Genomic DNA, 26,819 nt, shown 5'->3' with positions numbered 1-26,819 from the left:
CCAGCCAGGCTGCCGTCCATCGACTCGCTTCGCTCCTCTAAATTCCTGAATTGCCTTTGTCACCAGAGAATTTGATCGGAACTAAAAAACCGGTACCCAAAGTACCAAACGAAGCTGGGGAGGAGCGGGGGTCGCTCGAAGCTATCCCGTCTCGCGTCTGCCAGCTCATCGTCACCATGCTTCCCACCCTACAGGACCCCACCCCAAACCGCAAAACAATACAAAATCACGAAACGTCGAAATTGTAACCACCACAACATAATTCAAGCCTCACTAAAACACATCCATGTGTAACTACCGAAACCGATTACCCGCCAACCGATAACCCAAAGTTACTGAAACAGTACAACATTCAAAAACGCCCGAAAATCGACCTTTCCACGCCCGCCGAGCACACCGCTGCACCTTTGTCTACGAACCCGCCAGCTCCCACACCACACCCACCAAGCAGGGGGCCGACACCACCCCAATGACGACGTGAGGGGCCCGCCACTCTCGGGCCGGCCCCTCATCCATCAACTACCCAACAACTCCTCAGCCCGCAGAATCACGCGCATCCAAAAACCGCACCTAGATCCCCTCTGTGAACGACGGTCGAAACCTAGTCCATTCGCGACGGACGGAAACTAGACCACGCCGATGTATTCATTGTGCCGCGTTATCCGCTCTCACGGACGGCAACGTATCGATCCCGGTGTTTCTGAGTCGGTAACTCGCCCCTTTCAAGGTCAAAACCTCTGCGTGATGGACGATTCGGTCGATCATCGCGGCAGCGACTGCCTGATCGCCGAATACGTCACCCACCGGCCGAACGGCAGATTCGATGTCAGAATCAGTGAGGCATGCTCGTAACGAGACGACACCAACTGGAAAAACAGGTTCGCAGCGTCCTGTTCGAACGGGATGTAGCCGACTTCGTCGACGAGAATCAACCCGATCTGTCGTAGTCGCGCCAACTCTGCAGGTAGCTTTCCTCCGGCGTGCGCGGCCTTGAGTCTGGCCACCCAATCGACGGCGGTAGCGAATGCAACCCGATGTCCGGACTGAGCGGCCTTGATCCCCAACCCGATCGCCAGATGCGTTTTGCCGGTGCCCGGAGGCCCCAACAGCACCACATTGCGTGCCTGCGTCAAGAAGACTCCAGTTCCCAGATATGCCACCATTTCTCGACTGAGTGACGGTTGATAGTCGAAGTTGAACTCCTCCAACGATTTTCGTGTCGGAAATCCGGCCAATCGGATCCGGTTCTGAGTGCCGGACGATTCCCTCGCCGTGACTTCTCTCGACAGCACGGCGGCAAGGTAATCCTCGTGGCTCCATCCGTCGCTGCGGGCCTGCTCGGCTAGCCGTGCTGCCGATTCCCGTATGCGCGGCGCCTTCATTACCTGGGCGTAGTGCTCGATGTCCTTGAGTGGATCCACAGCGCCCATCACTGCACCCAATCATCATTACATGATGCAGTACAAGGGAATTCGACTCCGAATGCTCGGTCGTAGTCGCCCAGGTCCCGCATCAACCGGTCCTCGCCGGCAGCAGCCGGCATCGGCTGTTGGAATTGTTCTCGCAGCCTGGCGGCTGATTTCACGTGTAGTGGATCGGTGACGGTCAGCCCCCGAGACCATCGCCGTTCGTGCTCGGCCAGTACTCGTCCTTCACGAGTGACCGCTACCTGGCACAGATCCGCAGCGACCTCGACCAGGTGTCCGATCGCCCAGGGGTCTACCGAGTAGTCGTTTCCGTGGACCCGAACGTAGTAGTCGCGAGGCAGACGGATCTGCGAGTATGCGGCGGTCTGCGGTGGAACCGGCGGCAGTGACAACATCGCCGCGGTGTCGACGGACACCAAATCTATTGGGCGACCCCCGATCCGGCGGACAACCCGAGAATTCGCGATCGGAAGCCAGTCGGCCAGTTGGGTGTTGAAGTCGTCGGGTGAACGAAATGTTCGACCGGGTATGAACGAGGTTTCCAGAAATTGGTTGGCGCGCTCGACGATTCCTTTGGACTCGGGGTCGTACGGTTTGAGCTGGATCAGTGTCGTGGCAACCGTTCCGACGAATGCGGTCACCGGCTCCGTCAGCCTGCCGCGGCGACCGATACCGGACTCGTTGTCCCACCAGAGACAGTGTGGGATCGCACCGAGATCCTGTGAGAGCAGCTGCCACATGCCCGCGACCAGGTCCGTGGTGACCCGACTGGGCAGCATCGTCGCGGTGATGAACCGGGAGAACGCGGCAACCATGACGAGCACCGGCGGGGCGCCGGACTGGTCTCCGCCGAGCGGAATCGACGCCGGCGGAAACCAGAGATCGCACTGCACAACCTGGCCCGGATCGTGCTGGAGGCGGTCTGCTGGGTCGGCGGGGGCGTATTCGGGTCGGATTGCCCGGACTCGTTCGCGTAGCCAGCTGATCGATCCGCCCCATCCGATGCGTTCGGCGATCACTGTGGCCGGCATCGTCGGGTGCTGCGTGAGCAGCGCCCTGATCTTCGGTTCCACGGCACTTATCGCGGAGTCGACTGATGGTCGCTGATATTTCGGTGGACCCTCGCTGGTCAGGGCGTTGGTGACAGTGTCACGCGCAATGCCGAGTTTGGTAGCGATGGCACGTTTCGACAGCTTTTCGCTGTGATAGAGGTGCCTGATCAATGCCCAGTCTTCCATGGAGATCACCCATTCAATCTTGGTTGGGTGGCCTAGTTTTGGACCGGGTGGTCTCAATCGATCGTTGCAACAGGCCTGAGATTCTGGGGGTTATGTTGTCATCGTCTCGTCGTGTCAAGAAGGGGCCGGGCCGGCGCCCACTCTCCGACAAGCGTCGCCGCTTCATGGAGTTGCGAGGCCGTGGATGGAGCATCCGCGCAGCCGCCCGCGAAGTCGGAGTATCCCGCTCGTCCGGAACCAACTGGGCCCGCGGCTATTCGGTCTATCGCGCCGGACAACTGGTGCGGACCGTCGCTCCGTTGGACCGACTCGCAGTCCGCGCCATCAGTCCGCGGTTCCTGTCGGAAGACGAACGTATTCAGGTAGCCGATCTACGACGTGAACGGCTGAGTATCCGGCAGATCGCTGCACAGTTGAACCGATCGCCGTCGACGATCTCGCGCGAACTTCGACGCAACGCCTCTACCTCCGGGACGTATCGCCCCCACGAAGCCCAGCGACGGGCCGTCTCTCGGCGAGCACGCCATCGTCAGCGGCGAATCGAATCCTCTGCCGAATTGTTCGGCGCCGTGTCACAGTTGCTGGGACAACGGTGGAGTCCGCAGCAGATCAGCCGCCATCTGACGACTCGATTTCCCACCGAACCAGCAATGCGACTGTGCCACGAGAGCATCTACCAGGCCCTTTACCAGCCAGGATCCGAGCTGATGCGACCCTCACCACTAGCGCCGCAGCGGCAATCACCCTTACGCACCGGCCGCCGGAATCGTCGTGCTCACGTTGCCGGCGACCGCCGCCGTCCACGATTTGAACAGCCCATGCTCACTATCCATCAGCGCCCCGAGAGCGTCGCAGATCGGAGTGAAGCCGGCCATTGGGAATCTCAATGCTGTTGTCAAGCAACGAGAGGCCGGGCGGTGGGTGCAGGTTCCTGGTAGGTGGTGTGGTCGCGGAGCATGGCCCAGATGACGTTGATGCGGCGGCGAGCGAGCGCAATGAGAGCCTGTTTGTGCGATTTCCCTTCGCGACGTTTCCGGTCGTAGAACACCCTGGACGCCGGACTGTTCTTCAGACTCGACAGTGCAGCGAGGTAGCAGGTACGGAGCAGTCTGCGATTGAAGCGGTGGGGCCGATGAAGGTTGCCGCTGATCCGTCCGGAATCACGTGGGACCGGTGCCAGGCCGGCAACGGCAGCGAGTCGGTCGACGGTGTCGAAGCCGTCCAGGTTGCCGCCGATGTTCGCGAGAAACGTCGCGGCGAGCACGACTCCGAACCCGGGCAGGCTCAGCAGCACGTCGGCACTTTCGTGGCGGGTGAATCGTTCGGTGATCTGGGCGTCGAGTTCGACCAGTTCGTGGTCGAACGCCGTGATCTCGGCGGCTAACTTGGTCACCAAAACCGATCCTGTCGCCTGGGTTGCGAGCATCGTGTTCTGCGAGTTGGCCGCGTCGATGGCTTTCTGAGCGACGGCGGCGCTGTTGCGGCAGCCACGCTTCTTGAGCCAGGTGGTGAGCCTGGAAGTTCCGATGCGGCGCAACCCATCCGGCGTCTGATAGCCCGAAAGCAGTGTCAGCGCCGCCTTGCTCTTGGAGTAGTCGAAGGCCCGCTCGAGGGCCGGGAAGTACTCCAACAAGGTGGCTCGGAGTCGGTTGATCGCGCGGACCCGGTCGCAGATCAGGTCGGTGCGGCGGGCGGTGAGCAGTCGTAGGTCGACGCTGATCTGGTCTGCTCCGCGGACGGGCTGCAGGTCGGTGCGCATGCGTGCTTGATCGGCGATGATCCGGGCGTCTTTTGCGTCGGTCTTGCCGTCGCCGCGGTACGTGGCTGCGGCGTGGTGCACGATCCGTCCGGGGATGTAGAGCAACTGCTGGCCGTGAGCCGCCAGAAGTGTGATGAGCAGTGCCGCGCCGCCGGAGTTGAGATCCGTTGCCCAGCAGACGTTGTCGCCACCTGCAATCCCTGCAACTGTTTCGATGAGATCGAGCAGCACGGTTTCGTCGTTCTCGACGCGTTTGGAGAGCAGTACTGTCCCCGTCTGGTCGATGACGACGCAATGATGCGTCCACTTGCCCGAGTCGATTCCTGCCCACACAGCCTGCATGAGTGGCCTCTCCTTCTTTCGTTGGCCCTGTCGATAACCACGCCAGCACGTCCTTACCCAACGATCGATGTCGTAAGTCTCAATCAGCGGTCGAGTTATCGGCGGGTAGCGGGCGGCCATTCCCAGTGAGCCGTCCACGCGGCAGGGCGATCTGTGCCATACCCGCTGCCCGAGGGTGATCGCGACATTACGACACACACTCTCCGAAATCACCCACCACAACAACGTAAGGAAGGCGATCTCATCGTCGGTAAAGATGCTGGCTCAGCGATCGGCACCCTCGTCGAACGAAAAACCCGCATGATTCGACTACTCCATTTGACCCGTCGTGATGGCCAGACCCTTCGGCAGGCACTGATCGAGCGAATGGGCGATCTTCCACCGGATCTGCTGCGATCGATCACCTGGGACCAGGGCACCGAGATGGCTCAGCACCGGGCGATCACCGCCGCGCTCGGCGTGCCGGTGTACTTCTGCGATTCGCGATCACCGTGGCAACGCGGGTCGAACGAGAACTCCAATGGTCTGCTGCGGGACTACTTCCCCAAGGGCACTAACCTGAGCGTGCATTCGCCGCAGCATCTCCTGACGGTCGAGAACGAACTCAATCGCCGACCCCGTCAAGTAATTCAAGACTGCACTCCCACAGAACTATTCGAGTCACTGCTAACCTCAAGCCACGTCAACTGTTGCAACGATGACTAGAACCCGCCCCGTCGTTTCTGGACTAGTTTTCAACCGTCGTCAACACCCCTCTCTCACGACACCGAGAAAACCATCATCCACACCAGTCCACCGAGCGCGGTGCAATCCTGTCGACAGCGCTTTGTACGCTCCGATGATGACAAGACCGGACGATGCCGCACTAGAGGCCTGGATCGAGCAGTGCGTCGCACACCTGCGAGATGCGGAAAACTTCGATGTCTACAGACCCCACAAAGACGAGTTCCTCCTGCTCTATGGTCTCGCAGTTCGCGTCATGCGCTATAGCGACGCCTATCTCCGCCTAATTGGGTCTGGGTTCGTCGGTGAGGCCGTAGTGCTGGCGCGCACAGCGCTCGAACACGCCGTGACTCTCCAATGGGTCTTCATCGTGGATGGTGGCATCAACCGTTTCCAGGTCGATGTCCGCCACGATCGTCGCGACCATTACCGCAACCTTGCCGAATGGCTCAATGAGGTTCACCCCGAAAAGTGGACAGTGGTCACGCGACCATCAAGGTCGCGGTCAGTGACTTTTCGTAGTTCGTGGGGCTGAGCATTCCGATCGTGGAGTGCCTACGGCGAGTGTTGTAGATGTGCATCCAGTTGTCAACTACAGCAATCAATTCAGAGGCGTATGCGAAAGTGTGTCGGTAGTAGTACTCGTGCTTGAACGTGGACCACAGACTCTCCGCGCCGGCGTTGTCCCAGCATATTCCGGTAGCTCCCATCGAACGGCGCAGCCCGTACCGTTCGCACGCCTGCTTCATGATGTCGCCCGTATATTGACTTCCTCTGTCCGAGTGCATGATTGTGCCGGCGACATCCCCGCCGCGAGCTGCTACCGCCATGTCCAGGGCTTCGATGACCAGTTCGGTCCGCATGTGATCGGCCACCGACCATCCCAGAACCTTCTTCGAGTGCTCGTCCTTGATTGCGCACAGGTAGATGTCGCCTTCACCGCAGGTCAGGTACGTGATGTCGGAAGTCCACACGGCGTCGACGCGGCCCTGATCGAACCGTCGTTGCACCAGGTCGTCCGGAAAGGAAGCAAACGGGTCGACGACGGTGGTACGGATTTTGAACGTGCGCGGGCTGATTCCGACGATGCCGAGTGACCGCATGATCTTCGCGACGGTCTTCTCGGTGATGATCTCCCCGCCGTCGTGAAGTTCGGCGGTGATCCGCGGGGACCCGTACACACCTTTCGATTCTCTGTGGATGTCGAGGATCTTCACTTCCAGGTCCGCGCGCCGTTGTTGCCGTTCACCCAATCGTGTTCGGACACTGCGTTCTTGGTGTTTGTAGAAGCCGGAGGTCGAGACATTGAGGAGTCGCACCATCCGGTGGATCGCGAAGTTCGCGCACTCCGCAGCGATCAACGTGTAGCGCTCTACTTTTGTTGATGCGCCGCGAAGTACGCGGACGCTTTTTTCAGGAACGCTATGTCTTTCTCCTGCTCGGAGACCTGCTTGCGCAGCCTGGCCAGTTCGGTACGTTCCGCGGAGGTCAACGGTTGATCTCCGGACGTTGCGGCAGCGTCGATGCGTCGTCGTTCGTCGGCGACCCACCGCCCGAGCAGGTTCTCGCTCAATCCAAGGTCGCGGGCGACCTCGGCGATGGTGCTGCCGGAATCGATCACCCGGCGGGCGGCTTCGACCTTGTACTCGGTCGTGAACGACCTGCGCTTGCGGGACATGAGGACATCCTCCCAGCGGAACGATGAGTCCCGCTATCTCGGTGTCCACCATCCGGGTTGAACCTCACAACCATCAGGAACTTTCAGAAGCGGCGGCCTCGCTCGACTCCCCACCAGGAGGCAAACGGCTACCACCATTCATGAATATGCTCCGGGAACTCGACCACGGGAAGTTTCTTGAAACGAGCTACCACATCCTCTCTCAACACGTCCACGTCACCCACGCCGCCGTAGCTCAATTCCTCGAACAGGGCACCGACGAACTGCACATCAAATACGAGCCGAAGTACAGCTACCAACACCAAGCGACCTACGTCGTGGCGATCTCGTGCATGCTCGCTCGGTGGGTAGTAGCAAAGCTCACCGACGACCCCCAACTACTCGAACTGCTCGACAAAACCTCAGACAACCTCACCCTCCCCATGACTCTCATCGACAACGTCGAGCAGAAGAAACGGCGCAAGGGACTTTCCGAGGCAGCGCAGTGAAAGGTAATCCTGCTGAGGCCGGCGATCGCGTTCTCGGTGCTATGGGAATCGGCGGTGAAAGAAAGGAAAATTCTTGCAGACCAACCACAATCGGTCGGCACGTGTGTCCGCGCCGTCTTGAGTCGCTCGATAAACCTGTGTCGCATCGTCGACGCCAAACGCCGTTACGGACTAAGGCCGCAGTCCTGAAACCCAAATATCGAAGTTGCCTCAGGCCTCGGGCTTGCTGAACTCTACGGAGCCACCCCGAGCATGTCCTCGGGTGCACCTAACGAGCTTTCAGATGCTGTCCGGGAGTTGCGTGCATTCCACTATTTCAGTGATTTCGGCCTCCGCACCGGCGTGCAGCTCGATCCACCGGTTTCGCAGTAGCTCGTTGTGGCTGGGATGCGAGACATAAGGGAGTGTGGGCACGGTTGAGCGTAGGTTTTCACGTTCGCCCGGCCTTGCTCGTAGCCACTTCGTCCCGTCGCCCCACCCCATCCGATCGAGCAACGGTTGCCGATCGTCGGTGACCATCCATGCCAACGGCGGAAAGAAGACTTCAGCGAATGGCATCACGCTCTCCGGAGTTCCGTCAGGATCACGATGCGACCACGGTCCCCATCCGAAGAACCCACTGGTCATGCCACCGATGCGGGCCGCCGTTCCCCGGGCGAGCCCGAGGCGCAGCCGCAGTTCACTCGGCACGGTGAGAATATCTTGTTGGTCAACGATCTCTGCCGCGAGGTCGGGGTACCGGTCTCGCAACGTCGGCGCTATGCCGAACGCGCCGATGATGATGGCCCGAGCAGTCGATCCAGGGTCGAACGATGAAGCCGGGAGGTTGATCTGTGTTGCGGCGTAGTCGATCCCCAGCCCTTTCTTGCGGAGTGGCCTCAATATCTCGGTCAGTTCTTTGTAGGCGTCCTCGTAGCGAGACCCGAGGTTGTTGCACGACTCGCAGAGGCCGTAGACGTACAGGCCCCCTTCGACTGCGCGTCCCATCCGGGCTTTGCTGTTGTGGGTTCGCATGTAAGACCGTCCAACTAGGTGGTCGTTCCCCACGCACTGCGGTGGGACGTGAGCCTTGGTCATCTTGCTATGGATCCCGCACAATCCGCAGGCCCGCATTTGCCCCCTCCGCCGTTGCATCGTGAGATTCCTGGGGCCACGCGCTTCGTTGGCTGTCGGGGCGATCTCGGGCTTCTCGTCCACAATGAACCGCGCTTTCTAATCAGGGAGCATTCACCGACAGGATCGGAACCAGATGACACCTCAAAAGCGTCTTCCCGGTCCCGATCCCTGCCGCTTTGACTCGACATACTTTATTCGGTACGTGCAACATCTATCTTGATCGTCGTGTCGATTTAGTCCCTACGCTGGACCTGATTCTTGTGCGCTTTGCGCAGGCGACCAGCGCCTCGACGCTGAACTCAGCGCCCATTTGCATCAACCCGGATGTGGTGCGTAGGACAAAGCAAGATCGGATTGTCGTAACCGTCGGAGACGAACCACACCCGGTGAGCCAACCCGATCCGGTACCCGTGGACTCGAACGGACAACCTCTGAAGGTAGTGCGATTAGGTCGCCACCCAGACAACGATAAACTTGCTGCATTACAACAACTTTCACTGATCCGAAGATATACAGCAGGATCGGTGCGCACCCAAGAAATGGTCACGTCCCGGTTCCAAATGGCGGGATACCCCGATTCTAGTCGGAACTAGCTGTCCATGGCGCCCGCCGCCATCGATGGGGATCGCCTCCAATTCGGAGGAGGTACTCGGCAAATTGACTCCGAACAGAGTCCTCAGTACCAGCGTTTTCCACCCACTGCGGAACGGAGTACTTATCGCGCCAGGCAAACCATTCCTCGCCCAGAGCCGGACCCGAGGGAAACAGTTCGTAGAGATGCTCAGCCGTTAACGCGAAATGAGGCCGGCCCTTGGCATCTTCGGTAATTTTCCAAACGTCACCGCACTCCGTGGCCGGCTGCATGGTTGCAGCAAAAGTTGCAGTGGCACCAACTCGATCCGCAGCTTCCCAGAGCTTAGCCAGTTCACCATCAGTGAGCCCGCGCGCATTCACCTTGCACTCCCCGAAAATGAAATTGCCGTTGCTTAGTACTACTACGACATCTATCTCGGCGAAAACGGTGGCATCACCGAGTTCCCTGAGTTCAATTCCCGGATAGATTCCGAAGACGTGACCCCGGTCCGGACCGAAGACACTGCTGATATGGCGTGCCGAGAGAATACATGGCAGCACATCGTCATTTACCGCCCGAAGAAGGGTCTCTGCAGCGCGATATTTGTACTCAATAGCTCTGTTGCCATGCGGGTTTGGGATCTCTTGCCCGCAACCGTGACACACAAGGGCTGGGACCGTATCGGCGAACGGGCGCCATTGTTTGTGCGTGCATTGCGAGCAACTTGCCTCAACACCCCGAAGCAACAGCCCTTGACGGACTGCCCACTCGACCCACCTCTGTGTTTCAAGACCTTTCAACTTCATCAGTTGCTGAAGCTGAGTCAGTGATTTGTATCCGATCTCCCCGCTGTCAGGAGTACCGAGAGCAGCGTCGAGGCGGTCGGCCAAGATCTGGTACCGATCGCCTTTCTGTTCCTCTTTGTCAGCCTGCAGGAACTGGCCGAGTCGCCGTTTGATCACCGAACTGCTGCGCCCTCGGGTGAGCTGCTGGAAGGCGTCGGTTACCGCGGGTGAGGCGATCATATCGAGGTCACCGCCGACGGCACGCATAAGCTGCTCTGCCGCGCGCCCAGGCACACTCGGGCGCGCATCGAGTCCGTGATCCAGAAAGAGCGCTTGGAGAACTTCTAGTCCGGAGGGATGGAAAACTGTGGCGAACTCGCCACGCCGACCCCCTCCGGTCAGATAGCCGCCGAGGTAGCCTCCGTTAGCGAATCGATCTCGACGCATCGTCCTACTAAAGGGCAACCGCCGATCGGTCACCGTCACAGACAATTTCGTCCATGAATGAGTAACACCGAGAATGTGCTGGCCCAGCGCATCGATCTCGGTCGAGGAAACTGAAGGAACCGTCGACTTCCCTCCGATGAAGTGAACCATCTCCGTAGACGGCACTGAGCATCCCGGAATAGGCCGCAGCACATCCTCGGGAGAAACAACACTGAATCCCCTCCCCGTGGCAAGTTCGTTGAGCGCATCTGTATCAACCGAGATAGATGTCAGTCCGACATTGTGGTCCATTCCGAAGTAGTGGGCCGCATGTTCGTCGGTCCAATGGTCGAGCGCGGCGCCTGCAGAGTCGATGTAGGGGACGGCGAGCGGAAATCCATCTGGATGGCCGAATCGTGCACGCAGGGTCCACAACAGTGCCAAGTCGTCGACACTGCCGGGTCGATACACCACGACAAGGTTGGGACCGAACTTGCCTGCGGCGACCAGGTCACCCCATTTGAATCGTGAGGTGCTGGGGAACCCCTTGTTGAAGCTGGCTTGGGACTGTGCCAGTTTGACGAACGTGAGCTCTACTGCTGTCACGCTTTTCATATCGCGCAGAGCTGTCAAAATGCTTTCGGCACCAGGCTCACCCTCGGCCTCCTTGACGGTCAGCACCTCATCGTAGGTGAGCGTATCGACGAGTCTGTGACGGCGATTGGCATCAGAATCCGCGTGGGCTGGAAGATCCCCGAAAACTCCGAGATAGGCCACGTACCACGGGTCATCCGGTGAGATACCCCGTGAGGTGACGACGGAGTTGAGATCATTGATCCCCGTGAGGATCGGCAAGAGGCCCTGACGGTACCCGCCGTGAGTGTCTGAGTATTTGTCGATTTCAGTCTGGGGCAAGGGGCCACTGATGCCGTTGATCGGACTTTCCAAAAGGATCCGCGCCCAGGACGGCGCTATCACGGCATCGCCGGCAGTCACAGGAATAATCGGCATGCTCCCACCACCCCAAGAGCTGCACAGCTTCACGACAGCAGCGGTTGCCGCCGAAAGGTCGGACCTATCGACTGCCAGAGCTGCCGACGGCGGATGCAGCTGACGTTCAACTGCCTTCACACCTTCCAGCTGATCCTCTACCAACAGCGGCCACAGGTCATCCACGTTTCTTTCCCTTCCATTCCCTGAATACAGAGCCTTATCACTGAAAGATTGATCAGCTCAATCCATTACACGTAGATCACGGGATCTACTTCAGTAGCTTCGCGGAACGCAGCAGGACATCTCCGGTGTTGTTTTCTGGCCATATTCAGATCGACTGGAAAAGCAAGAAGAGGCACTGTTCAGCGGCGAAGCGCTGCCGCTGAAATCGGAAGCCCCGCCGCCACCAGACGGTCGCACACATCCGCCGGTGTCCGCGGAGGATTACGCCACCCCGCTGCGGTTGCACTGACCGCCTGATGAACCCGCACCCCGTCGAGGTTGAACAGATCCATCACGAACTCGTCCGGATGCTTCGCCTCGACACCGAATTGCGCGAGCTCGGAATCGGGGAAGTCCCGCAGATTCGCAGTCACGATGACCTGGGCTCCGGACCGGATCGCGGCGGCAAGCACATGCCGATCATCCACATCAGGCAATGTCAGTGAGGGGATGAGTTTCTCGTAACCGGTGATCAGACAATCCGGAACCGCGGCGTTCATCAACTTCCGCAACTTGTCCAGCTTCACGGTCGGGATGTCCGGGCGGTCCTGCGCCAAGTTTCGGAAGGTCTCGTCGAGGATGCGGTCCGTCCATCGTGCGTGGACAAGGCCGGTCTGCGCGAGCCGGATCAACACATCTCGTAGGACATTGGGGTACAGCACATTTGCGTCGTACAGCACAGTGAAGGTCACGTCAGTACAGCCCGAGATCTTCCGTCAGAGCAGCTAATTCGTCGGCGGCACTACGCGCGCCGCCGAGCTGAGACCGTTGATAGGCAATCAGCGACGATGCGAGGATCCGGCGATGTCGGCCGACCAACCGATACTCGATATGTCCTTCGTCGAGCAGTTTGATGACATGTGGGCGAGAGACATTGAGCATCTGCGCGGCCTGCTGCGTGGTCAACTCCGCATGCGCCGGGACGACGGTGACACCTTGCCCGGCAGCCATGTTCGCCAACACATCGCGGATCAACTCGAATGCCGCACTGGGTAGATGCACCGACTCTGCAGTCCCGGCGACCGTAACGTCCAGGGTCTGCCCGACTTCGGGTTCGACACCGCGCAGCACCTGCAACGCCTGACGTGCCTGTTCCTGCTCGATGACACTGGGCTGTTCGCCAGCAGACATGGCATTACCTCCTACACACACAAGTATCTTATAACCGAAATATACGCAACAGTCGAAATAAACGCAACAGGTTGGATCGGCGATCGATTGGCGTCACCTCCTGCCAGACACAGGCACTACGATCAGTCCGCACCGCCGAACCCCCAACTAGCCGCGCGAGAGTAGCCCCTGGCCGCGCCTTACAACGCCGACGCATCCGTCGTCGGTCAAACCCGATGCCTCACCGATATCGACCTTGCCGAGCAGGGCCACCCTCACGCGTTGACGAACGCAGCGCTAGGCCTGCTTTACCTCGACACAACCGAGATCGGCGAGCCACCGATTCTGCACGTCTACTTTGCCGATTCAGATACGCACAGCCCACCGGAGTGACACTCACACCCAAGCCGGTAGGCAACCCCTCATGTTCTGGGCGTCAGCTATGCATCCGACTGTGGATGCACTCGGCCTTCATTCATACTCGGGGACTTGATAATTGAACATGAGGTCAAGTCACGGACGATCCATCCGCGCACGGACACAGCGTCGATGTAGGTTTCAGCTCTCGTTTTGTGGACCGCGAAGGCAAGCAGGTGAGTGGGGCGAGATGCACCCACAAAAATCAATTCAGCCATGCGTTGACGTGTTTTGTCGGTGGCAGGAAAGCCTCCACCATCGAGGAAGCATCTCAACACCTCGTGGACATCGTGTCTATTACCCGATCGATCGAGGCATTCGAGGATCAGCGTCGCTGCGTGTGTCTCACCTTTGGCGCCCTGAATAGTTCCCACTACGCCGGTGACAGCACCGTCGTCCGGAACGACAGAGGAAACTCGTTGCTGTAGTGAACCGATCGCTGGCGGTACGTACGCGAACGCCTCCTTGTTCAGTCCGATCTTCTGATCATCTGTGAGCTCAACCAACAACAGGAAAAGCTGATTGATTATTGCTTCCCAACGCTTCTCGTCATCGAGCGGGTCAGTCAAGATGTCCAACAGCAGTGTCCGTGCACGGCCACCGGGCAAGTCATGATCGCGCGCTAAACGCCGCAAGCTCGGCAATGGTGTTGCCGACCGAACTCCACCGCGAATCGTGTTCCACAACTGCTCTACCGCAAAGTTGGCTTCGCCGGACAACCACCGGACACGAGCCGAACGAGCAACCCTGACCAGGGATCCCTCCCCCGTAATCGTTTTCACTGCAGCATATTCCGGAACATAGCAGCTGATAGATTTTGGGAATTTCTTCGAGGTTCCAGGATCTTTGCGTGAACCGAGTACTCGTGGAGGGCTGTTCAGGAGCAGCCCACGTGGCACGATTTCTGAGGCCATCTGTTCAAACGCACGAACTACTTCAGTGATGCAGTCGTCGTCGTAGAGCAAGACGGCGATCGTTCCCGGCGGCCCGACCCCTTCGATCGCTTGCGCCCGGTGAACTGTCAATCCACTGACCATCTCCGCGATGGCTGGACCGAATCTGGGGCTGACACGAAGTTCTAACGCGTCGCGCTGTGGAAAAGCAGACGGCCGATTGACCGACTTTCCTGTTTTCTCGGTAAAGATGCCCTGGTTGACGTCACCCACTCGTTGCACCACCGCCTCAGTGCCGGTGAAGACCTGATCGAGCAGCTGTTGTTGAGCGTCGTCGGTGTCCTGCATTTCGTCGAGCAGAACGAACGGAAAACGGTGTGCTGCCGCTGTCGCCAAACCTGTGTTCCGGGTGAGGTTGCGTTCGGCAATTGCGAACATGTCCGCGTAACGAAAGACCCCTTGCCAGGCGAGACGTCGTTTGAGTTTCGCAAATAATGCGCCACTCTCTGTGGTCGAACCGAAGGGGAGATCGCGAGACGTTCTGACCGCTAGTTCTCCTGCTTCCCAGACAAAATGCGCGCCTTCGACAAGATCTTCACCCTCCCGGAACTTGTTTTTCAGCGCCAAACGCAAGGTTCGAAACTCTGGGCTTCTGAACAGGCGTATCGCCGCGTCTGCGTACGCTGCATCGTCGATCGCCTGCACCTCTATCCCGAGAGAACGGAGTGCCGGCAGAGCAAAGAACATGTTCGTGAAGGACTGGATCGTGCCGATGAAATGGGGGTAGCGCAACAGTTTCGCACCGGCCGGAGATGCCATGAGTCGCGCGGTGATCTCGTCCTTGGCTGTGTTGGTGTGAGAGAGCACGCATACGCCGCGGGTCGTGCTGGTCCAGACCTGAGCGAGGAGAGCAAGTTTGAGGCCGATCAGGCTGGTCTTGCCGGATCCGGGCACTGCCTGCACGTCCAGGGAGCTGACACTCTGGATGAAGTCCCACTGTTCCTGTTGAGACAGGTCGATACCGAGGATTGCGGCTGCCGCGTCGACACGATCTTTGCTGAAGGCGTCGGGACTATACGGTGCGCTCATCGTGCGCTCGTGTCGCATAAATGGGCGAACGCGTCTTTAAGATAGTCGGGAAGATCGGCCTCCGCGATGGGCGTGGTTTCGAGTAGTCGTGCAGCGTGCTGGGCTGCAATCGCCTTGCTGGCGGTATTCATGCGGAGCGGCTTGTAAATGTCCAGCGCTGCGGCCGACAAGGTTTTTTCCGCTTTCTTCCAGTCGTCAATCTCTTGTTGGGCCGCAGACTCTATTTTTGCAAGCTTGGCTGTGTCGGGCCAGCTTTTTTTGGAAGCAACTGCTGAACGTGCTGCCTTGTGCATGAGAGCGGCCATTTTCCAGGAGGCCGCCGCCAGGTCGTATTCCAACGTCCAGTCGTCGGAGACGAAGGTTTTCACGTGCTCGCTGTCTCTGGCCGTCAGCTTGTCCACGTGGGCTGTAACCTGTGCCTGAGCCATCCCAGCAGAGCACTCGAGTTCCCCACGCATAGCGTCCGAGGTGCCCTCGGGAACCAGATCACGGTCACGGATGCAGGCGACTGCTACAGGTATCTGCTCACCGTCCCGCTGGAAAATTCTGCTGTAGCGGAACAGGCCGACTCCACCGACATTCACGACACTGACACCGGCTGCGTTGAAGGACTTTCCGACCGCGGCAGCAAGCGCGGGCACCAGGATGACCTCGGCGTCACCCTCGACGATCGCCACGGCGCGGGCGAAGAACAAGTTCGCCTTGGTGACGTCGAGGAAACGGGTCAAGAACGCATAATCGCCCGCTTCCAAGCGCGTCAGCCCTTGCGCGAGCCGGAACGTGCGCCCCCTTGCAACCAAGGTCAGATGTTCCACGGGCATCGATGACGCCACGTTCGGGCTGTGCGTGGTCACAATGACCTGCACCGGCGGTTTCGTACTCTCTCCGCCACGGCTTGCCCGCTCCTGAAGCAGATCCATCACACGAGTCTGGAGTTGAGGATGAAGATGCGCTTCAGGCTCCTCGATGAGCAGCAGAGGTGCGATGTCGCTGCCGCCGAGCAGGAGAAGTTCAGCGGCCATGAACAGAGCGTTGTTGTAGCCGAGTCCTCGCCGGGTCCGTCCTCCATCACCTGAGGTGAGCGTCAACTCCAAACGCTCCAGCGCACGTATCAGCGTTGCATCCCCTGACACTGATATCTCACCGTGCAGACTGTCCGAACCAATTGCGAACTTGTTCAGATAGTTGGCGTTGATGTCGTTTCGCGCAGCGGCCACGGCAGGGTTCTGGGCAAGGCGATGCTCAGCGCGACGCAAAATCCCGACCAACGTCTCGGCAGTATCGGACATTTCGTCGAAGTCGTCCTCACCCTGCTCCTTGATCGCCGGGTAGCCGACCATGATCTGCGACAGGCGCGATCCTCGCCCAGAGCGGAGTTCCGCCTCAGCATCACGGAGCGGGCGCAAGTACGTTGCCTTCAGCAATTCTCGCGCTGCCCCGTCCAATGCCGGACCACTGCCGTCAGGCCCGGTACGCGTTGTCACTGAAACACGTTGAGGGAGAAGTGGGTCCATGATCTGCGCCCTTACGGTGATGTGCAATGTCGCCGTACCAGAATCAGTGGTCAACAATTCCAGGAATGTTCTGGGAGGCACATGATTTGGTTACGGATGACGTCGATCACGGTGGCCGAGTCGCGGACGCCGGGTAGGCGTTCTACCAACGCGAAGCGCGTGTTCCGCTCGACGAGCGTGACGATCCCGGGGCTTGCGGGACCGACAACGAGATCGCCTTCCTTACGTTGTTGTATTGTCTGATTTCGGACCGTCTTAACGTTCGAATCACCCTTGGGCAGCGGGTATGGCACAGGCCTCCTTGCCGCGTTGGACGACTCATTGGGAATGGCCGCCCGCTACCCGCAGATAACTCGACCGCTGATTGAGACTTACGACATCATCGTTGGGTAAGGACGTGCCGGCGTGGTAACGACAGGGCCAACGAAAGAAGGAACGGGAGCGAAGGGACGGAGACACTCATGCCGGAAGTGTGGGCGGGAATCGACTCGGGCAAGTGGTCGCATCATTGCGTCGTCATCGACCGGACGGGGACAGTGCTGCCCTCCAAACGCGTGGAGAACGACGAAACCGTGCTGCTCGATCTCATCGAAACAGTTGTAGGGATCGCAGACGGCGACAACATCTGCTGGGCAACGGATCTTGGGCTCCGGTGGTGCGGCGCTACTGATCGCCTTGCTCGCCGCCCACTCTCAGCAACTGCTCTATATCCCGGGACGGATCGTGCACCACGCTGCAGCCACCTACCGCGGCGACGGCAAAACCGACGCGAAAGATGCTCGGATCATCGCCGATCAAGCACGGATGCGTACCGATCTGCAGCCCATCCGCGGGGCGGACCAGATCAGTGTCGGCCTCCGACTGCTCACCGCCCGCCGCACCGACGTGATCTGTGATCGGATCCGCGCGATCAACCGACTCCGTGCAACGCTGTTGGAGCACTTCCCGGCGCTCGAGCAGCCCTTCGACTACTCCAAGAGCAAGGCAGCCCTGACGTTGCTCTCCGGCTATCCGACGCCGGATGGGTTGCGCCGCATCGGAACTTCCCGGCTCACCGTTTGGCTGAAGAAACGAGGCTGCCGCAACAGTGCCGCCGTCGCGCAGACGCCCGTCGATGCTGCAGGCGCGCAGCGCACGGTGCTGGCGACCCAGGCGACGGGATCCGTGTTGGTCACGAAACTAGCGGCTGAGATCACGGTGATCGACCACGAACTGGCCGACCTCAATGCTCAGATCACCGAACGATTCACCAGCCACGAGAGCGCCGAGGTGCTGTTGAGCCTGCCGGGGTTCGGGGTCGTTCTTGCCGCGACGTTTCTCGCGAACATCGGCGGCAACCTGGACGGATTCGACACCGTCGATCGGCTCGCTGCCGTCGCCGGATTGGCACCGGTCCCAAGGGATTCCGGTCGGATCAGCGGCAACCTTCATCGGCCCCGCCGCTTCAATCGCAGACTGCTCCGCACCTGCTATCTCGCTGCGTTCTCCAGCCTGAAGAACAGTCCGGCATCCAGAGCGTTCTACGACCGGAAACGACACGAAGAGAAGTCTCATAAACAGGCTCTCGTTGCGCTCGCTCGCCGCCGCATCAATGTCATCTGGGCCATGCTCGATCACACCACCTACCAGGAACCCGGCCCCGCCAAACTGCCTCTCGTTGCTTGACTTGCTTGACAACAGCATTGAGATTCCGACTTCAATGATCGTCAGCGGGACGTCTGTTCGGGTTCGCTACCCGTAACGTTCCGTAGCAGGTCACATGGACTGACTCCTGAGATTCTTGTCGCCCAGGCAACGAGGTTGACTCAGATTGGGCGTGTTACCCGTGCGGTCTGTGTTCGCGGCGTGACTGAAGAGAGGCATGAACCCCGAATCGTCTTGTGCGGTACTGGAAGTCGGAGTGTCCGCCGCGGATCCCCACATCTCGTCGATCGGAAGTGACCCGTTCAGTGATCATTATCGGCATCGACCCACGCAAGTCCACCCACACGGCAACCGCCCTCGAACCCGCCACCAACACCGACCTCGGGTCACTACGCATCGAAGCGACACTCGCGGAGTACACACGCCGCTGACATGGTCGAAAACGTGGCCGCAGCAGACGTGGGCGATCGAAAACGCAGAAGGTCTCGGCCACCACCTAGCGCAATGGCTTCTGGCGGCGGGGGAATCGGTCCTCGACATTCCCACCACCGCAACAGCCCGTGTCCGGCAACTCTCGAAAAGTTCCCGACGCAAGAACGACCGCATCGGCGCAGCTGCAGCGGCATCCGTCGCGGCCATGCAAGGCGATGCCCGGCCGGTGCACCCTGAATCCATTACCGACATGCTCGCCCTGCTGGACGAACGTCGAAACAACCTGACCGCTGCCCGGACACGGACGGCGAATCAACTTCATGCCCTGCTGCGGCAACTCCTCGCGGGCGGCGTTCCCACCCAGCTCACCGCGAGCCGAGCTACAACCGCAATCCGCCGGATGAAACCACGAACAACGATCGATAGCATGCGAATGCGGTTGTGCCGCGACCTGATCGCCGATCTCAAACGCTACGACATCCAACTCGCCGATAACCACCGCGAGCTCGCATCATTGCTCGACCAACTCGGCACTACGCTCCGAGACGTACCAGGAGTCGGGACAATCCTGGCCGGCCGGCTGATCGGACGAACCGGCATAGCTCACCGATTCCCCACCGCAGCCGCATTCGCAACCTACACCGTCCAGATCGCCAGCGCTCAAAGCAATCGTCACCGGCTATCTCACTACGGTGATCGTCAACTCAACTCGGCGATCCATACCGTTGCGATGGTCCAGATACGGATGCCGGGTAGTGCCGGCCGCGCCTACTACGACAAGAAAAGAGCTGCTATGCGCTGCCTCAAACGTCATTTATCGAATCACCTGTGGCGCATCATGATCGCGGACGGACAGTGCCAGCACACCCACCGTACGTCACCCAACACAATGGCCGCCTGACCTCCGGAAACTCCTCGTTTCCCCAAGGGGTTGACATATAAAGAGGCGCCCAATTCCCAGGGACAGCACGATCGGCTGCGGAAGCGGTCCGGTCCGTGATCCGGCCCCCACTAACCACGGTCGGACATCGCGGGATGGCAATCGTGAGGCAGGTGTTCTGCGAGAACGACCTGAACGCAACGCCTTTGCGACGGTCAATTCGTGCCGTAACGATCCCGGCCTTGGACATAGAGTCTTGGTAGATTGTTTCGTGGGACACCCACAACTGCGGCTGGTTGGGGAACATCATCCGTTGTCTCCCTGCGATCTGCTGCGGAGAGTGCTTCTCGTTCAAGACTGTGACGACGAGTGGCCGCAGCTAATGGCAATCAAGTTTGCTTGCCCTTGTTCTCACGCGCGAGCGGCATCGTGTTGTGATGGGCACCTTCAAGTTGTTGAGATCGCCTGATTTGGGATGATGTGTTGGTGTCGTCGATGTACAAGGGGCGCCGGTTTCCACGGGACATAATCTCTCACTGCGTATGGCTGTATCACCGGTTCACCCTCTCGTTCCGAGAAATCGAGTTACTCATGGCCGCGTGGAATAGCGGTGTCGTACGAGACGATCCGCGCCTGGTGTGCCCAGTTCGGGCCCGAATTCGCCCGCCGGCTGCGCCGCCGTCAGCTGCAGGCCGAAGACAAGGGGCATCTCGACGAAGTCTTCGTCAAGGTCGGCGAAGTCCGCACATACCTGTGGCGGGCAGTCGATCAGCACGGCAACGTCCTCGACATATTGATCCAGGACAAGCGGGACGGCAAGGCTGCGACCAGGTTCTTCAGGAAACTACTGAAGAAACACGGCCACCCACTGCGGGTACTGATCACCGACAAAATCCCCAGCTACCAGGTCGCGCACCGGAAGACGATGTCGACAACTGAGCACCGGCAGAACAAGTACTTGAATAATCGGTGCGAGAACTCCCATCAACCGACCCGGCAACGCGAACGCGCCATGAAAGGGTTCCGCTCCGTCGGCTCAGCGCACAGGTTTCTGGCCTCGTTCAGTTGCATCTCCCGCACTTCCGCCCACCGAGGCACCGTATGACTGCCACCGATCATCGCACCGAAATTGCCGCTCGATTTCAGGTGTGGGATCAGGTCACGAAACAGGCCCTCGCTGCCTGAACACCGATCGGTGTGATGACGTGCTGCGCCCAAAAACAGTTGCACACCAAACAACTTGACAAGACCTCCCCGAGGCTGCGCGGGTTCGCCGTGGCCTCGCATTAGATGCCCACCCACTCCGCAACACCGTCGGCGAAATGCTGCCGCTTCCAGATCGGCACCTCCGCCTTGATGCTCTCGACGAGCGCTGCACACGCGGCAAAGGCCTCCAAGCGATGTGGTGCAGCTACCGCGGCGACGAGCGCCAGGTCGCCGATCACCAGCGCGCCAACCCGGTGGACTGCGGCCACCGGCAGCCCTGTCGCGGCGGACACCCGTTCACAGCAGCGCCTGAGGAACTGTTCCGCGTCCGGGTGGGCCTGATACTCCAGCGCTGAAACCGACTGCCCGCCATCGTGGTTGCGGACGACACCACTGAACAGCACGACGGCCCCGTGTTCGGGTGCGGCCACGGCGGAGTCCACCACGGCCGGGTCGAGGGGTTCTGAGGAGATCAGCGCGAGCAGTCCAGACAACGGAGTCTGGACGTCGTTCGGTGCCAGCGGCGCGGCAAGGTGTGGTGGTCTGCTCATGGTTTCCTTCGCTTCCTCAGCCGCCGGCGAACGGGGGCAGCACGTCTACGCGCGGCGCCGCCGCCCGCCCGGGGTCGCGGGTCAGCTCGTCGTCCTGCAGAAATGCCGCGACCGTCAGCACCCGCTCCATCTTCGGGCCGTGCCGCTCGACGAGCACCGACCTGAGCGCCCCGAGGTCGGCGCCGACGCCGATCTCGACGGATTCCTCTGTACACCCGGCCGCTTCCGCTGCCGCCGCGAAATACCGCACCCGAATCGCCTGGTCAGCCACCGATCGCCCCCATGCTCCGTCGCGGCGGTTCGAAGCCGTCCGCGTTGATCCCGTGACCGGCCCACTTGTTCCACATCGCGCCGCGCCACAGTCCCGCAAGTTCCTCGTCACTGGCACCCGAGCGCAGTCCCGCCCGCAGGTCGATCTCGTCGTCGCTGAACAGGCAGGACCGGACGGTGCCCTCCGCAGTGAGCCGGGTCCGGTCGCAGTCGCCGCAGAAGTTCCTGGTCACCGACGCGATGACCCCGACCGTCGCCGGTCCGCCATCCACCAGCCATTCCTCGGCCGGGGCGGAGGGGTCCTCGCGTCCGGTTTCGGTCAGCTCGAAGCGTTCGCCCAGCACCGCGAGCAGCCGCTGCGCAGAGACCATCGAGGACCGGTCCCAGGCGCGGTCCGCGTCGAGTGGCATCTCCTCGATGAACCGCAGATTCACCCCCTCTTCGAGGCACCATTCGAGTAGATTGCTTGCGCCGCTGAGCGTTTCGGGCATCAGTACCGCATTCACCTTCAGCGGCCTCAGCCCGGCACACGCTGCCGCACGGATTCCGGCCAGCACCGACGGCAGCCGGTCGCGGCGGGTGAGTTCGGCGAAGTGTGCGCGGTCGATCGAGTCGAGGGAGACATTCACCCGGGTCAGGCCGGCGGCGGCCAGCGCCTCGGCACGGTGCTCGAGCCCGACCGCGTTGGTGGTCATCGACAGTGGGGTGCCCGGCACCGCCGCGGCACAGCCGGCGATCATCTCCTCGAGGTCGGGGCGCATCAGCGGCTCGCCACCGGTGAACCGGACCTCCCGGACGCCGAGCTCCTCGACCGCGATCCGAGCCAGCCGGACGATCTCGGCCGCGGTCAACAACCGCCCACGCGGGATCTCCGGAAGGCCTTCGGCGGGCATGCAGTAGGTACAGCGCAGCGAGCACTTCTCGGTGATCGACACCCGCAGATCCCTGGCCACCCGGCCGAACCGGTCGACCAACTCGGGGGCGTCGGGACGATCGGCGATCGGCGGGTGATTGCTGCGGACGCGCGGCAGACCCATCACGACCGAGCCGGAAATCGACGTCACTGTGTTCCGCATTCGGACTCAACTGCTGCGCGCTGAGATTGCCCATGTGACCGTTCCCGGCCGCGCCCGGCGATGGTCATTGACGGGCCGCGGCGGTCATCGAAGGGGCCGGTGGTGGCGGATGAAGCGGCGCGCAGATTTGTGGTTGCCATCCCATCGAGAACCCGCGAGTGCGCCGAGGAGGCTGTTATGTGAAGCTGTCCGGTGCAGCGTGCGCCGTCCATGCCGGAGACGGCGAATCCCGCTCCCTCCGTTGCGACGATGAGAGGACCGAACTGATGCTCCGGATCGCCCGCACATACCACACCGAGCGCTGCGTCAATCAAATGAAACTGCAGCAGCGCGCGCGCACCGACGCTGTCGCGACGGCGGACCGCGTCCAGGAAAAGGCGGTCGACCTCGGTGAAGTCCTCGAGCACGAGCGGTCGAGAGAAGTACACACGCTGATACCTGTCGATGTGGGTGATCACCGACTTGGTCAGCTCCGTGAATACGGGAGAATACTTCTCGAGGAGCACGTCGTGGTACTTGCGATGCCAGTACTGAAAGTCCTTGGTGCTCGGACTCTCTCGCGTCATCTTCCATAACGCATTCTCCATCTGACCGAGTTCGTCCTCGCTGACATCGGGGACTATTGCCGCCAGTGCGTGCGGCTCTACGAGCAATCTGATGGCATAGGAGTTCTCCACGTCGGCCAGATTCGCGGGGGCTACGATGAAACCACGGTTGGCAGTAGAACAGACCAGGCGTTCACGTTCCAGTCGCTGTAATGCCTCACGCAGTGGCGTGCGGGACACACGAAGGTCACCGGCGATCTCGAGTTGCGACAGCCGAACACCCGGCCCGTATGTACCATCCACGATCCTTTCCCTGAGACTCTGGTAGACGAATTCCACTGTCTGACCGCTGCGCTGTCCCGCCATGTGTTCTACCCCTTCGACTGCACGGATGCCGCTGTGTACATAGGTCCGCCCTCAGCTCTGACATCGAAGACCGCGAGTTCGCGCTTGCGCTGCTTCCCGTGCCTTCAAGAGCGCCGTAAGTCGAACGACTAGTTCTGGATTCAGTACTGCATACACTTCAACTGTCGCAGGCCGTGAAGATTTTCTCAAGACCCACGCCGCGATTTCCCGGACATAACGCTGACCAACACTGAACCCGGACAATGCATTCCACCGCTTGCGGCTCGAAATTATTTTCCACTCCCCCTTGCGCTTCCTTATGCGATGGGTCACACTCAAACTGTATTCAGTTGTGAATCCAGAAAAGGAGACGCCTGTGACGGCACCCGAGAAGACCCGGCTCTCGATCGCAGACTCGCGATACGTCGAGGTCGCTGACTTCCTGTACAAGGAGGCGGATCTACTCGACGACCTGCAAGAACGGGAATGGCTCGACGAGATGGTGAGCGATGAAATTGTGTACCAGGTGCCCATCCGACAGACCGTCGAGCGAGCCCGCGGGTCCGGATTCGAGACATCCACCTTCCACCTCAATGAAGACCACGTGTCGTTGAACGCCCGCGTCGCCCGCGGCGCGACCAAGTACGCCTGGGCCGAGGATCCGCCGTCCCGAGTACGTCACTTCATCACCAACATTCAAGTGTTCGCGGACATCGAAGAATCCGACGAGTTCGCCGCAAAGAGCAACATCCTGCTGTTCCGCACCCGCCAGGACCAAACCACGCCCCAACTGCTCTCCGGCCTGCGGAAAGACATCGTTGCCCGCGAGAACGGGGAACTGAGACTCCGCAGACGGATCGTCCTGCTCGATCACACGGTAATCGCGACGCACAACCTCTCGATGTTCTTCTAGCCCCACAGCGCTTCTCACACCGCGTGGTACACCGCGAGCCCGCACCCCGCATCACGACCATTCATGCAAGGAGTGGACCATGGCCGATCCGGCCGGCAACACATCACAGGAAGACACCGTCGAGCGCCTGATGCGCGAACTCGGCGAAGGACTGCCCTCGGGTCAGATCCCGGCGCCGATCTTCGGCAACAAGGAGGTCTACGATACCGAACTGCGCAAGATCTTCGCCCGTAGCTGGGTCTTCCTCGCCCACGAGTCCGAGATCGAGGCCAACGGGGACTACGTCGTCCGCAAGATCGGCGAAGACAACTTCATCGTTGCGCGCGACGAGTCCGGAGCGATCAACGTCATGTTCGATGCGTGTCGACACCGGGGAGTCGCCGTCTGTCGCTCCGACTCCGGAAACACCTCACACTTCCGGTGCCCGTACCACGGGTGGACGTATTCGACCGACGGCAAACTCGTCGGCGCCCCGCTGTGGAAAAACGCGTTCGGCGGCATGAACAAGGAGGACAACGGACTCATCAAAGCCGCAAAGTCGGATAGTTACCACGGGTTCATTTTCGCAACCCTGGACCAGTCCGCACCCGAACTTCGCGAGTATCTCGGCGGTATGGCCTACTACCTCGACCTCCTTTTCGGACTCGACGACGAGGGAGTGGAAGTCCTCGGCCCGCCGCAGCGATTCGTCGTCGACGCCAACTGGAAGTCCGGCATGGAGAACTTTTCCGGCGACGACTATCACCTCGGAACCCTGCACCGTTCTGTCTGGGAGATCGGCGCATTTCCCGTCCCCTTCCGCGAGAACATGATGGGCTACCACATTCAGGCTTCCCCAGGTCACTCGCTGTCATTCTCTATGGCTGAGGATGCGGACGAGCCAGGACCCAAGTTCTTCGGATTCCCCGAGGATCTGGCCGCGAAGTTCGACACCTCGCGGATCGACGCGGACCAACTGGAGGTAGCTCGCCGCTCACGCGTGATGGTCGGCAACGTCTTTCCGAACTTCTCACTTCTCGCGCTCCCGATGAGCGAGGACGGCACCAAACATGAGCCGACCGGAATCATCACGGTCCGCACCTGGCAGCCCAAGGGCCCCAACCAGATCGAGATCTGGAACTGGTTCGTCGGCTACAAGCAGATGACGGCCGCACAAAAGGAACGCTCCTACCGCGCGGGTCTGGCCACGTTCTCCGTCGGCGGGTCCTTCGAGATGGACGACACCGAACCGTGGATCACAATCGCCCGGACCGGCAAGTCCGTGGCGGCCGAGGCACTCGGCTTCAATCTCAACTACCAGATGGGTATGCCCGGCACCGGGATCGCACATGAGGTCGACGACTGGCCCGGACCCGGCATCGTCTACTGGTCCCGCTACGAAGAAGGCGTGCAGCGCAACGCCTATGACTTCTATCAGAAGTTGATGGAGGCCGAGAGCGGACAGTGGCCGGAGACGAAATTCGCCCCCGGGGTCGAATCCCGCTCGCGGCGCGAGCCGACGGCCGGCTGACCCGAGATGGAGCACTGATGAGCGAGATGCACGCTGTGCGGGCGCGATACGCAGCCGGAGGTTTGATGGGCCAGCTGTCTCGAGGTACGAGGTTCGGCCTGCTGGTGGTCGACTTCCAGACCGGGTTCACCGATTCAACGTGTGGGCCCGGGTTCGATCTCGACGCCGAGGTCCACGTGAGTGCGGAGTTGCTCCGGATCGCTCGAAGCAACGGGATTCCGGTGTATTTCACCGTCATCGGGTTCTCACCCGCCGAGCTCGAGCGTGGCAGCGTGTGGCTGGACAAGATGCCCGCCCTGCGCGAGCTGGAACTCGACTCGACCTGGGTTGACGTAGACCGGCGGCTGGCCCCGCGCAACGGCGACCGGATCTACGTCAAGACCACCGCCTCGGCGTTCAACGGCACGCAACTGCAGCGGGACCTGACTGCTGGTGGCGTCGATGCGCTGATCGTCGTCGGCGCCACTACCTCGGGCTGTGTGCGGGCCTCCGCAGTGGACGCCTGCGCGGCAAATATCGCTGCCTACGTTGTCCGCGAAGCCGTCGGCGACAGGGAAGCCGCACCCGCAGAGGCAGCTTTCCTCGACATTGATGCGAAGTATGGCCAGGTCATCAACCGCTCATTCGCAGTTGCCCTGATGGAGGAATGAGCT

21 protein-coding genes and 4 pseudogenes are annotated in these 26,819 nt (G+C 60.5%); 10 read left to right on the top strand and 15 right to left on the bottom strand.

The genetic code is table 11. The annotated features are described in order from the left end of the window. Window positions 1-645: 645 nt before the first annotated feature. Window positions 646-1,430, bottom strand: a pseudogene (istB, locus tag RG2_RS30865) (IS21-like element helper ATPase IstB). Next, window positions 1,430-2,665, bottom strand: coding sequence for an IS21 family transposase (istA, locus tag RG2_RS30860; RefSeq protein ID WP_072782884.1), 1,236 nt, complete (start codon window positions 2,663-2,665; stop codon window positions 1,430-1,432). Before istA ends, istB begins: the two are co-directional and overlap by 1 nt. Before the next feature lie 92 nt (window positions 2,666-2,757). Here istA and RG2_RS30855 point away from each other — a divergent pair, with 92 nt between their 5' ends. Next, window positions 2,758-3,603, top strand: a complete 846-nt coding sequence (locus tag RG2_RS30855) for an IS30 family transposase (protein ID WP_167378165.1) — start codon at window positions 2,758-2,760, stop codon at window positions 3,601-3,603. Here the strand turns inward: RG2_RS30855 and RG2_RS30850 are convergent. Next, entirely contained in the window at window positions 3,561-4,766 is a 1,206-nt protein-coding gene (locus tag RG2_RS30850) for an IS110 family RNA-guided transposase (RefSeq protein WP_033237115.1), read from the bottom strand. The two genes, RG2_RS30855 and RG2_RS30850, sit on opposite strands and share 43 nt — an antisense overlap. 153 nt (window positions 4,767-4,919) lie before the next feature. Between RG2_RS30850 and RG2_RS30845 the strand changes: the two genes are divergently transcribed. Beyond that, window positions 4,920-5,471: an IS30 family transposase gene (locus tag RG2_RS30845; protein ID WP_371851357.1), complete on the top strand. Its 552-nt coding sequence runs from the start codon at window positions 4,920-4,922 to the stop codon at window positions 5,469-5,471. Then, on the top strand, window positions 5,464-6,024 hold the full coding sequence (locus RG2_RS32850; protein ID WP_503826457.1) for a DUF5677 domain-containing protein: 561 nt from the start codon (window positions 5,464-5,466) through the stop codon (window positions 6,022-6,024). The genes RG2_RS30845 and RG2_RS32850 overlap by 8 nt, the downstream gene beginning before the upstream one ends. Here the strand turns inward: RG2_RS32850 and RG2_RS30835 are convergent. Beyond that, entirely contained in the window at window positions 5,972-6,850 is an 879-nt protein-coding gene (locus tag RG2_RS30835; RefSeq protein WP_167378164.1) for an IS3 family transposase, read from the bottom strand. The genes RG2_RS32850 and RG2_RS30835 overlap by 53 nt on opposite strands. An 11-nt stretch (window positions 6,851-6,861) precedes the next feature. Continuing rightward, on the bottom strand, window positions 6,862-7,167 hold the full coding sequence (locus RG2_RS32575) for a transposase (RefSeq protein ID WP_033237117.1): 306 nt from the start codon (window positions 7,165-7,167) through the stop codon (window positions 6,862-6,864). 146 nt (window positions 7,168-7,313) lie between these two features. On the opposite strand from RG2_RS32575, the gene RG2_RS30825 reads away from it, so the two are divergent. Next, on the top strand, window positions 7,314-7,655 hold the full coding sequence (locus RG2_RS30825) for a hypothetical protein (protein WP_033237118.1): 342 nt from the start codon (window positions 7,314-7,316) through the stop codon (window positions 7,653-7,655). A 279-nt stretch (window positions 7,656-7,934) separates the two neighbouring features. On the opposite strand, the gene RG2_RS30820 is transcribed toward RG2_RS30825, so the two are convergent. The 6 genes from RG2_RS30820 to RG2_RS30795 all read right to left on the bottom strand — a co-directional run bounded on the left by RG2_RS30820 (window position 7,935) and on the right by RG2_RS30795 (window position 16,620). Next, the gene (locus tag RG2_RS30820; protein WP_033237119.1) at window positions 7,935-8,669 is read right to left on the bottom strand and encodes a hypothetical protein; all 735 of its coding nucleotides are present in this window, start codon (window positions 8,667-8,669) and stop codon (window positions 7,935-7,937) included. A 681-nt stretch (window positions 8,670-9,350) separates the two neighbouring features. Continuing rightward, window positions 9,351-11,732: a hypothetical protein gene (locus RG2_RS30815; protein WP_033237120.1), complete on the bottom strand. Its 2,382-nt coding sequence runs from the start codon at window positions 11,730-11,732 to the stop codon at window positions 9,351-9,353. A gap of 179 nt (window positions 11,733-11,911) precedes the next feature. Then, complete coding sequence (locus tag RG2_RS30810) at window positions 11,912-12,463, bottom strand: PIN domain-containing protein (RefSeq protein WP_033237121.1); 552 nt, start codon at window positions 12,461-12,463, stop codon at window positions 11,912-11,914. A 1-nt stretch (window position 12,464) separates the two neighbouring features. Further along, window positions 12,465-12,902 carry a helix-turn-helix domain-containing protein gene (locus RG2_RS30805; RefSeq protein WP_033237122.1) on the bottom strand — a complete coding sequence of 146 codons (438 nt, stop codon included), beginning with the start codon at window positions 12,900-12,902 and terminating at the stop codon, window positions 12,465-12,467. A 419-nt stretch (window positions 12,903-13,321) separates the two neighbouring features. Further along, window positions 13,322-15,280 carry a UvrD-helicase domain-containing protein gene (locus RG2_RS30800; RefSeq protein WP_072782876.1) on the bottom strand — a complete coding sequence of 653 codons (1,959 nt, stop codon included), beginning with the start codon at window positions 15,278-15,280 and terminating at the stop codon, window positions 13,322-13,324. Then, window positions 15,277-16,620 (bottom strand): ATP-dependent nuclease, encoded by a 1,344-nt coding sequence (locus RG2_RS30795; protein ID WP_165826408.1) that lies wholly within the window; start codon window positions 16,618-16,620, stop codon window positions 15,277-15,279. Before RG2_RS30795 ends, RG2_RS30800 begins: the two co-directional genes overlap by 4 nt. Before the next feature lie 635 nt (window positions 16,621-17,255). On the opposite strand from RG2_RS30795, the pseudogene RG2_RS30785 reads away from it, so the two are divergent. The 3 pseudogenes from RG2_RS30785 (at window position 17,256) to RG2_RS30775 (ending at window position 20,935) form a co-directional block, all read left to right on the top strand. Then, window positions 17,256-18,459 (top strand): annotated as a pseudogene (locus tag RG2_RS30785) (IS110 family RNA-guided transposase). Between the two features lie 284 nt (window positions 18,460-18,743). Further along, window positions 18,744-19,771, top strand: a pseudogene (locus RG2_RS30780) (IS110 family transposase). A gap of 474 nt (window positions 19,772-20,245) precedes the next feature. Next, a pseudogene (locus RG2_RS30775) lies at window positions 20,246-20,935 on the top strand (IS6 family transposase). A gap of 101 nt (window positions 20,936-21,036) precedes the next feature. Here the strand turns inward: RG2_RS30775 and RG2_RS30770 are convergent. From RG2_RS30770 to RG2_RS30755, 4 genes are all read right to left on the bottom strand, one after another. Then, the gene (locus RG2_RS30770; RefSeq protein ID WP_033237149.1) at window positions 21,037-21,450 is read right to left on the bottom strand and encodes a molybdenum cofactor biosynthesis protein MoaE; all 414 of its coding nucleotides are present in this window, start codon (window positions 21,448-21,450) and stop codon (window positions 21,037-21,039) included. A gap of 73 nt (window positions 21,451-21,523) precedes the next feature. Further along, entirely contained in the window at window positions 21,524-21,778 is a 255-nt protein-coding gene (locus RG2_RS30765) for a MoaD/ThiS family protein (protein ID WP_033237124.1), read from the bottom strand. Beyond that, the gene (gene moaA / locus RG2_RS30760) at window positions 21,771-22,814 is read right to left on the bottom strand and encodes a GTP 3',8-cyclase MoaA (protein ID WP_033237150.1); all 1,044 of its coding nucleotides are present in this window, start codon (window positions 22,812-22,814) and stop codon (window positions 21,771-21,773) included. The genes RG2_RS30765 and moaA overlap by 8 nt, the downstream gene beginning before the upstream one ends. A 23-nt stretch (window positions 22,815-22,837) precedes the next feature. Continuing rightward, on the bottom strand, window positions 22,838-23,764 hold the full coding sequence (locus RG2_RS30755; RefSeq protein WP_051730787.1) for a GntR family transcriptional regulator: 927 nt from the start codon (window positions 23,762-23,764) through the stop codon (window positions 22,838-22,840). A gap of 355 nt (window positions 23,765-24,119) precedes the next feature. Between RG2_RS30755 and RG2_RS30750 the strand changes: the two genes are divergently transcribed. From RG2_RS30750 to RG2_RS30740, 3 genes are all read left to right on the top strand, one after another. After that, window positions 24,120-24,656 (top strand): 3-phenylpropionate/cinnamic acid dioxygenase subunit beta, encoded by a 537-nt coding sequence (locus RG2_RS30750; protein ID WP_033237152.1) that lies wholly within the window; start codon window positions 24,120-24,122, stop codon window positions 24,654-24,656. 79 nt (window positions 24,657-24,735) lie between these two features. Then, window positions 24,736-26,166 (top strand): aromatic ring-hydroxylating oxygenase subunit alpha, encoded by a 1,431-nt coding sequence (locus tag RG2_RS30745; RefSeq protein ID WP_051730788.1) that lies wholly within the window; start codon window positions 24,736-24,738, stop codon window positions 26,164-26,166. A gap of 17 nt (window positions 26,167-26,183) precedes the next feature. After that, window positions 26,184-26,816, top strand: coding sequence for an isochorismatase family protein (locus tag RG2_RS30740; RefSeq protein WP_051730802.1), 633 nt, complete (start codon window positions 26,184-26,186; stop codon window positions 26,814-26,816). The last annotated feature ends 3 nt before the right edge of the window (window positions 26,817-26,819 follow it).

Origin of the sequence: Rhodococcus globerulus NBRC 14531 (genome assembly GCF_001894805.1) — a bacterium.
Taxonomy (GTDB): Bacteria; Actinomycetota; Actinomycetes; order Mycobacteriales; family Mycobacteriaceae; genus Rhodococcus_F; species Rhodococcus_F globerula.
Note: the sequence above shows the minus strand (reverse complement) of the source record. Positions and strands in the feature narration are given on the sequence as shown.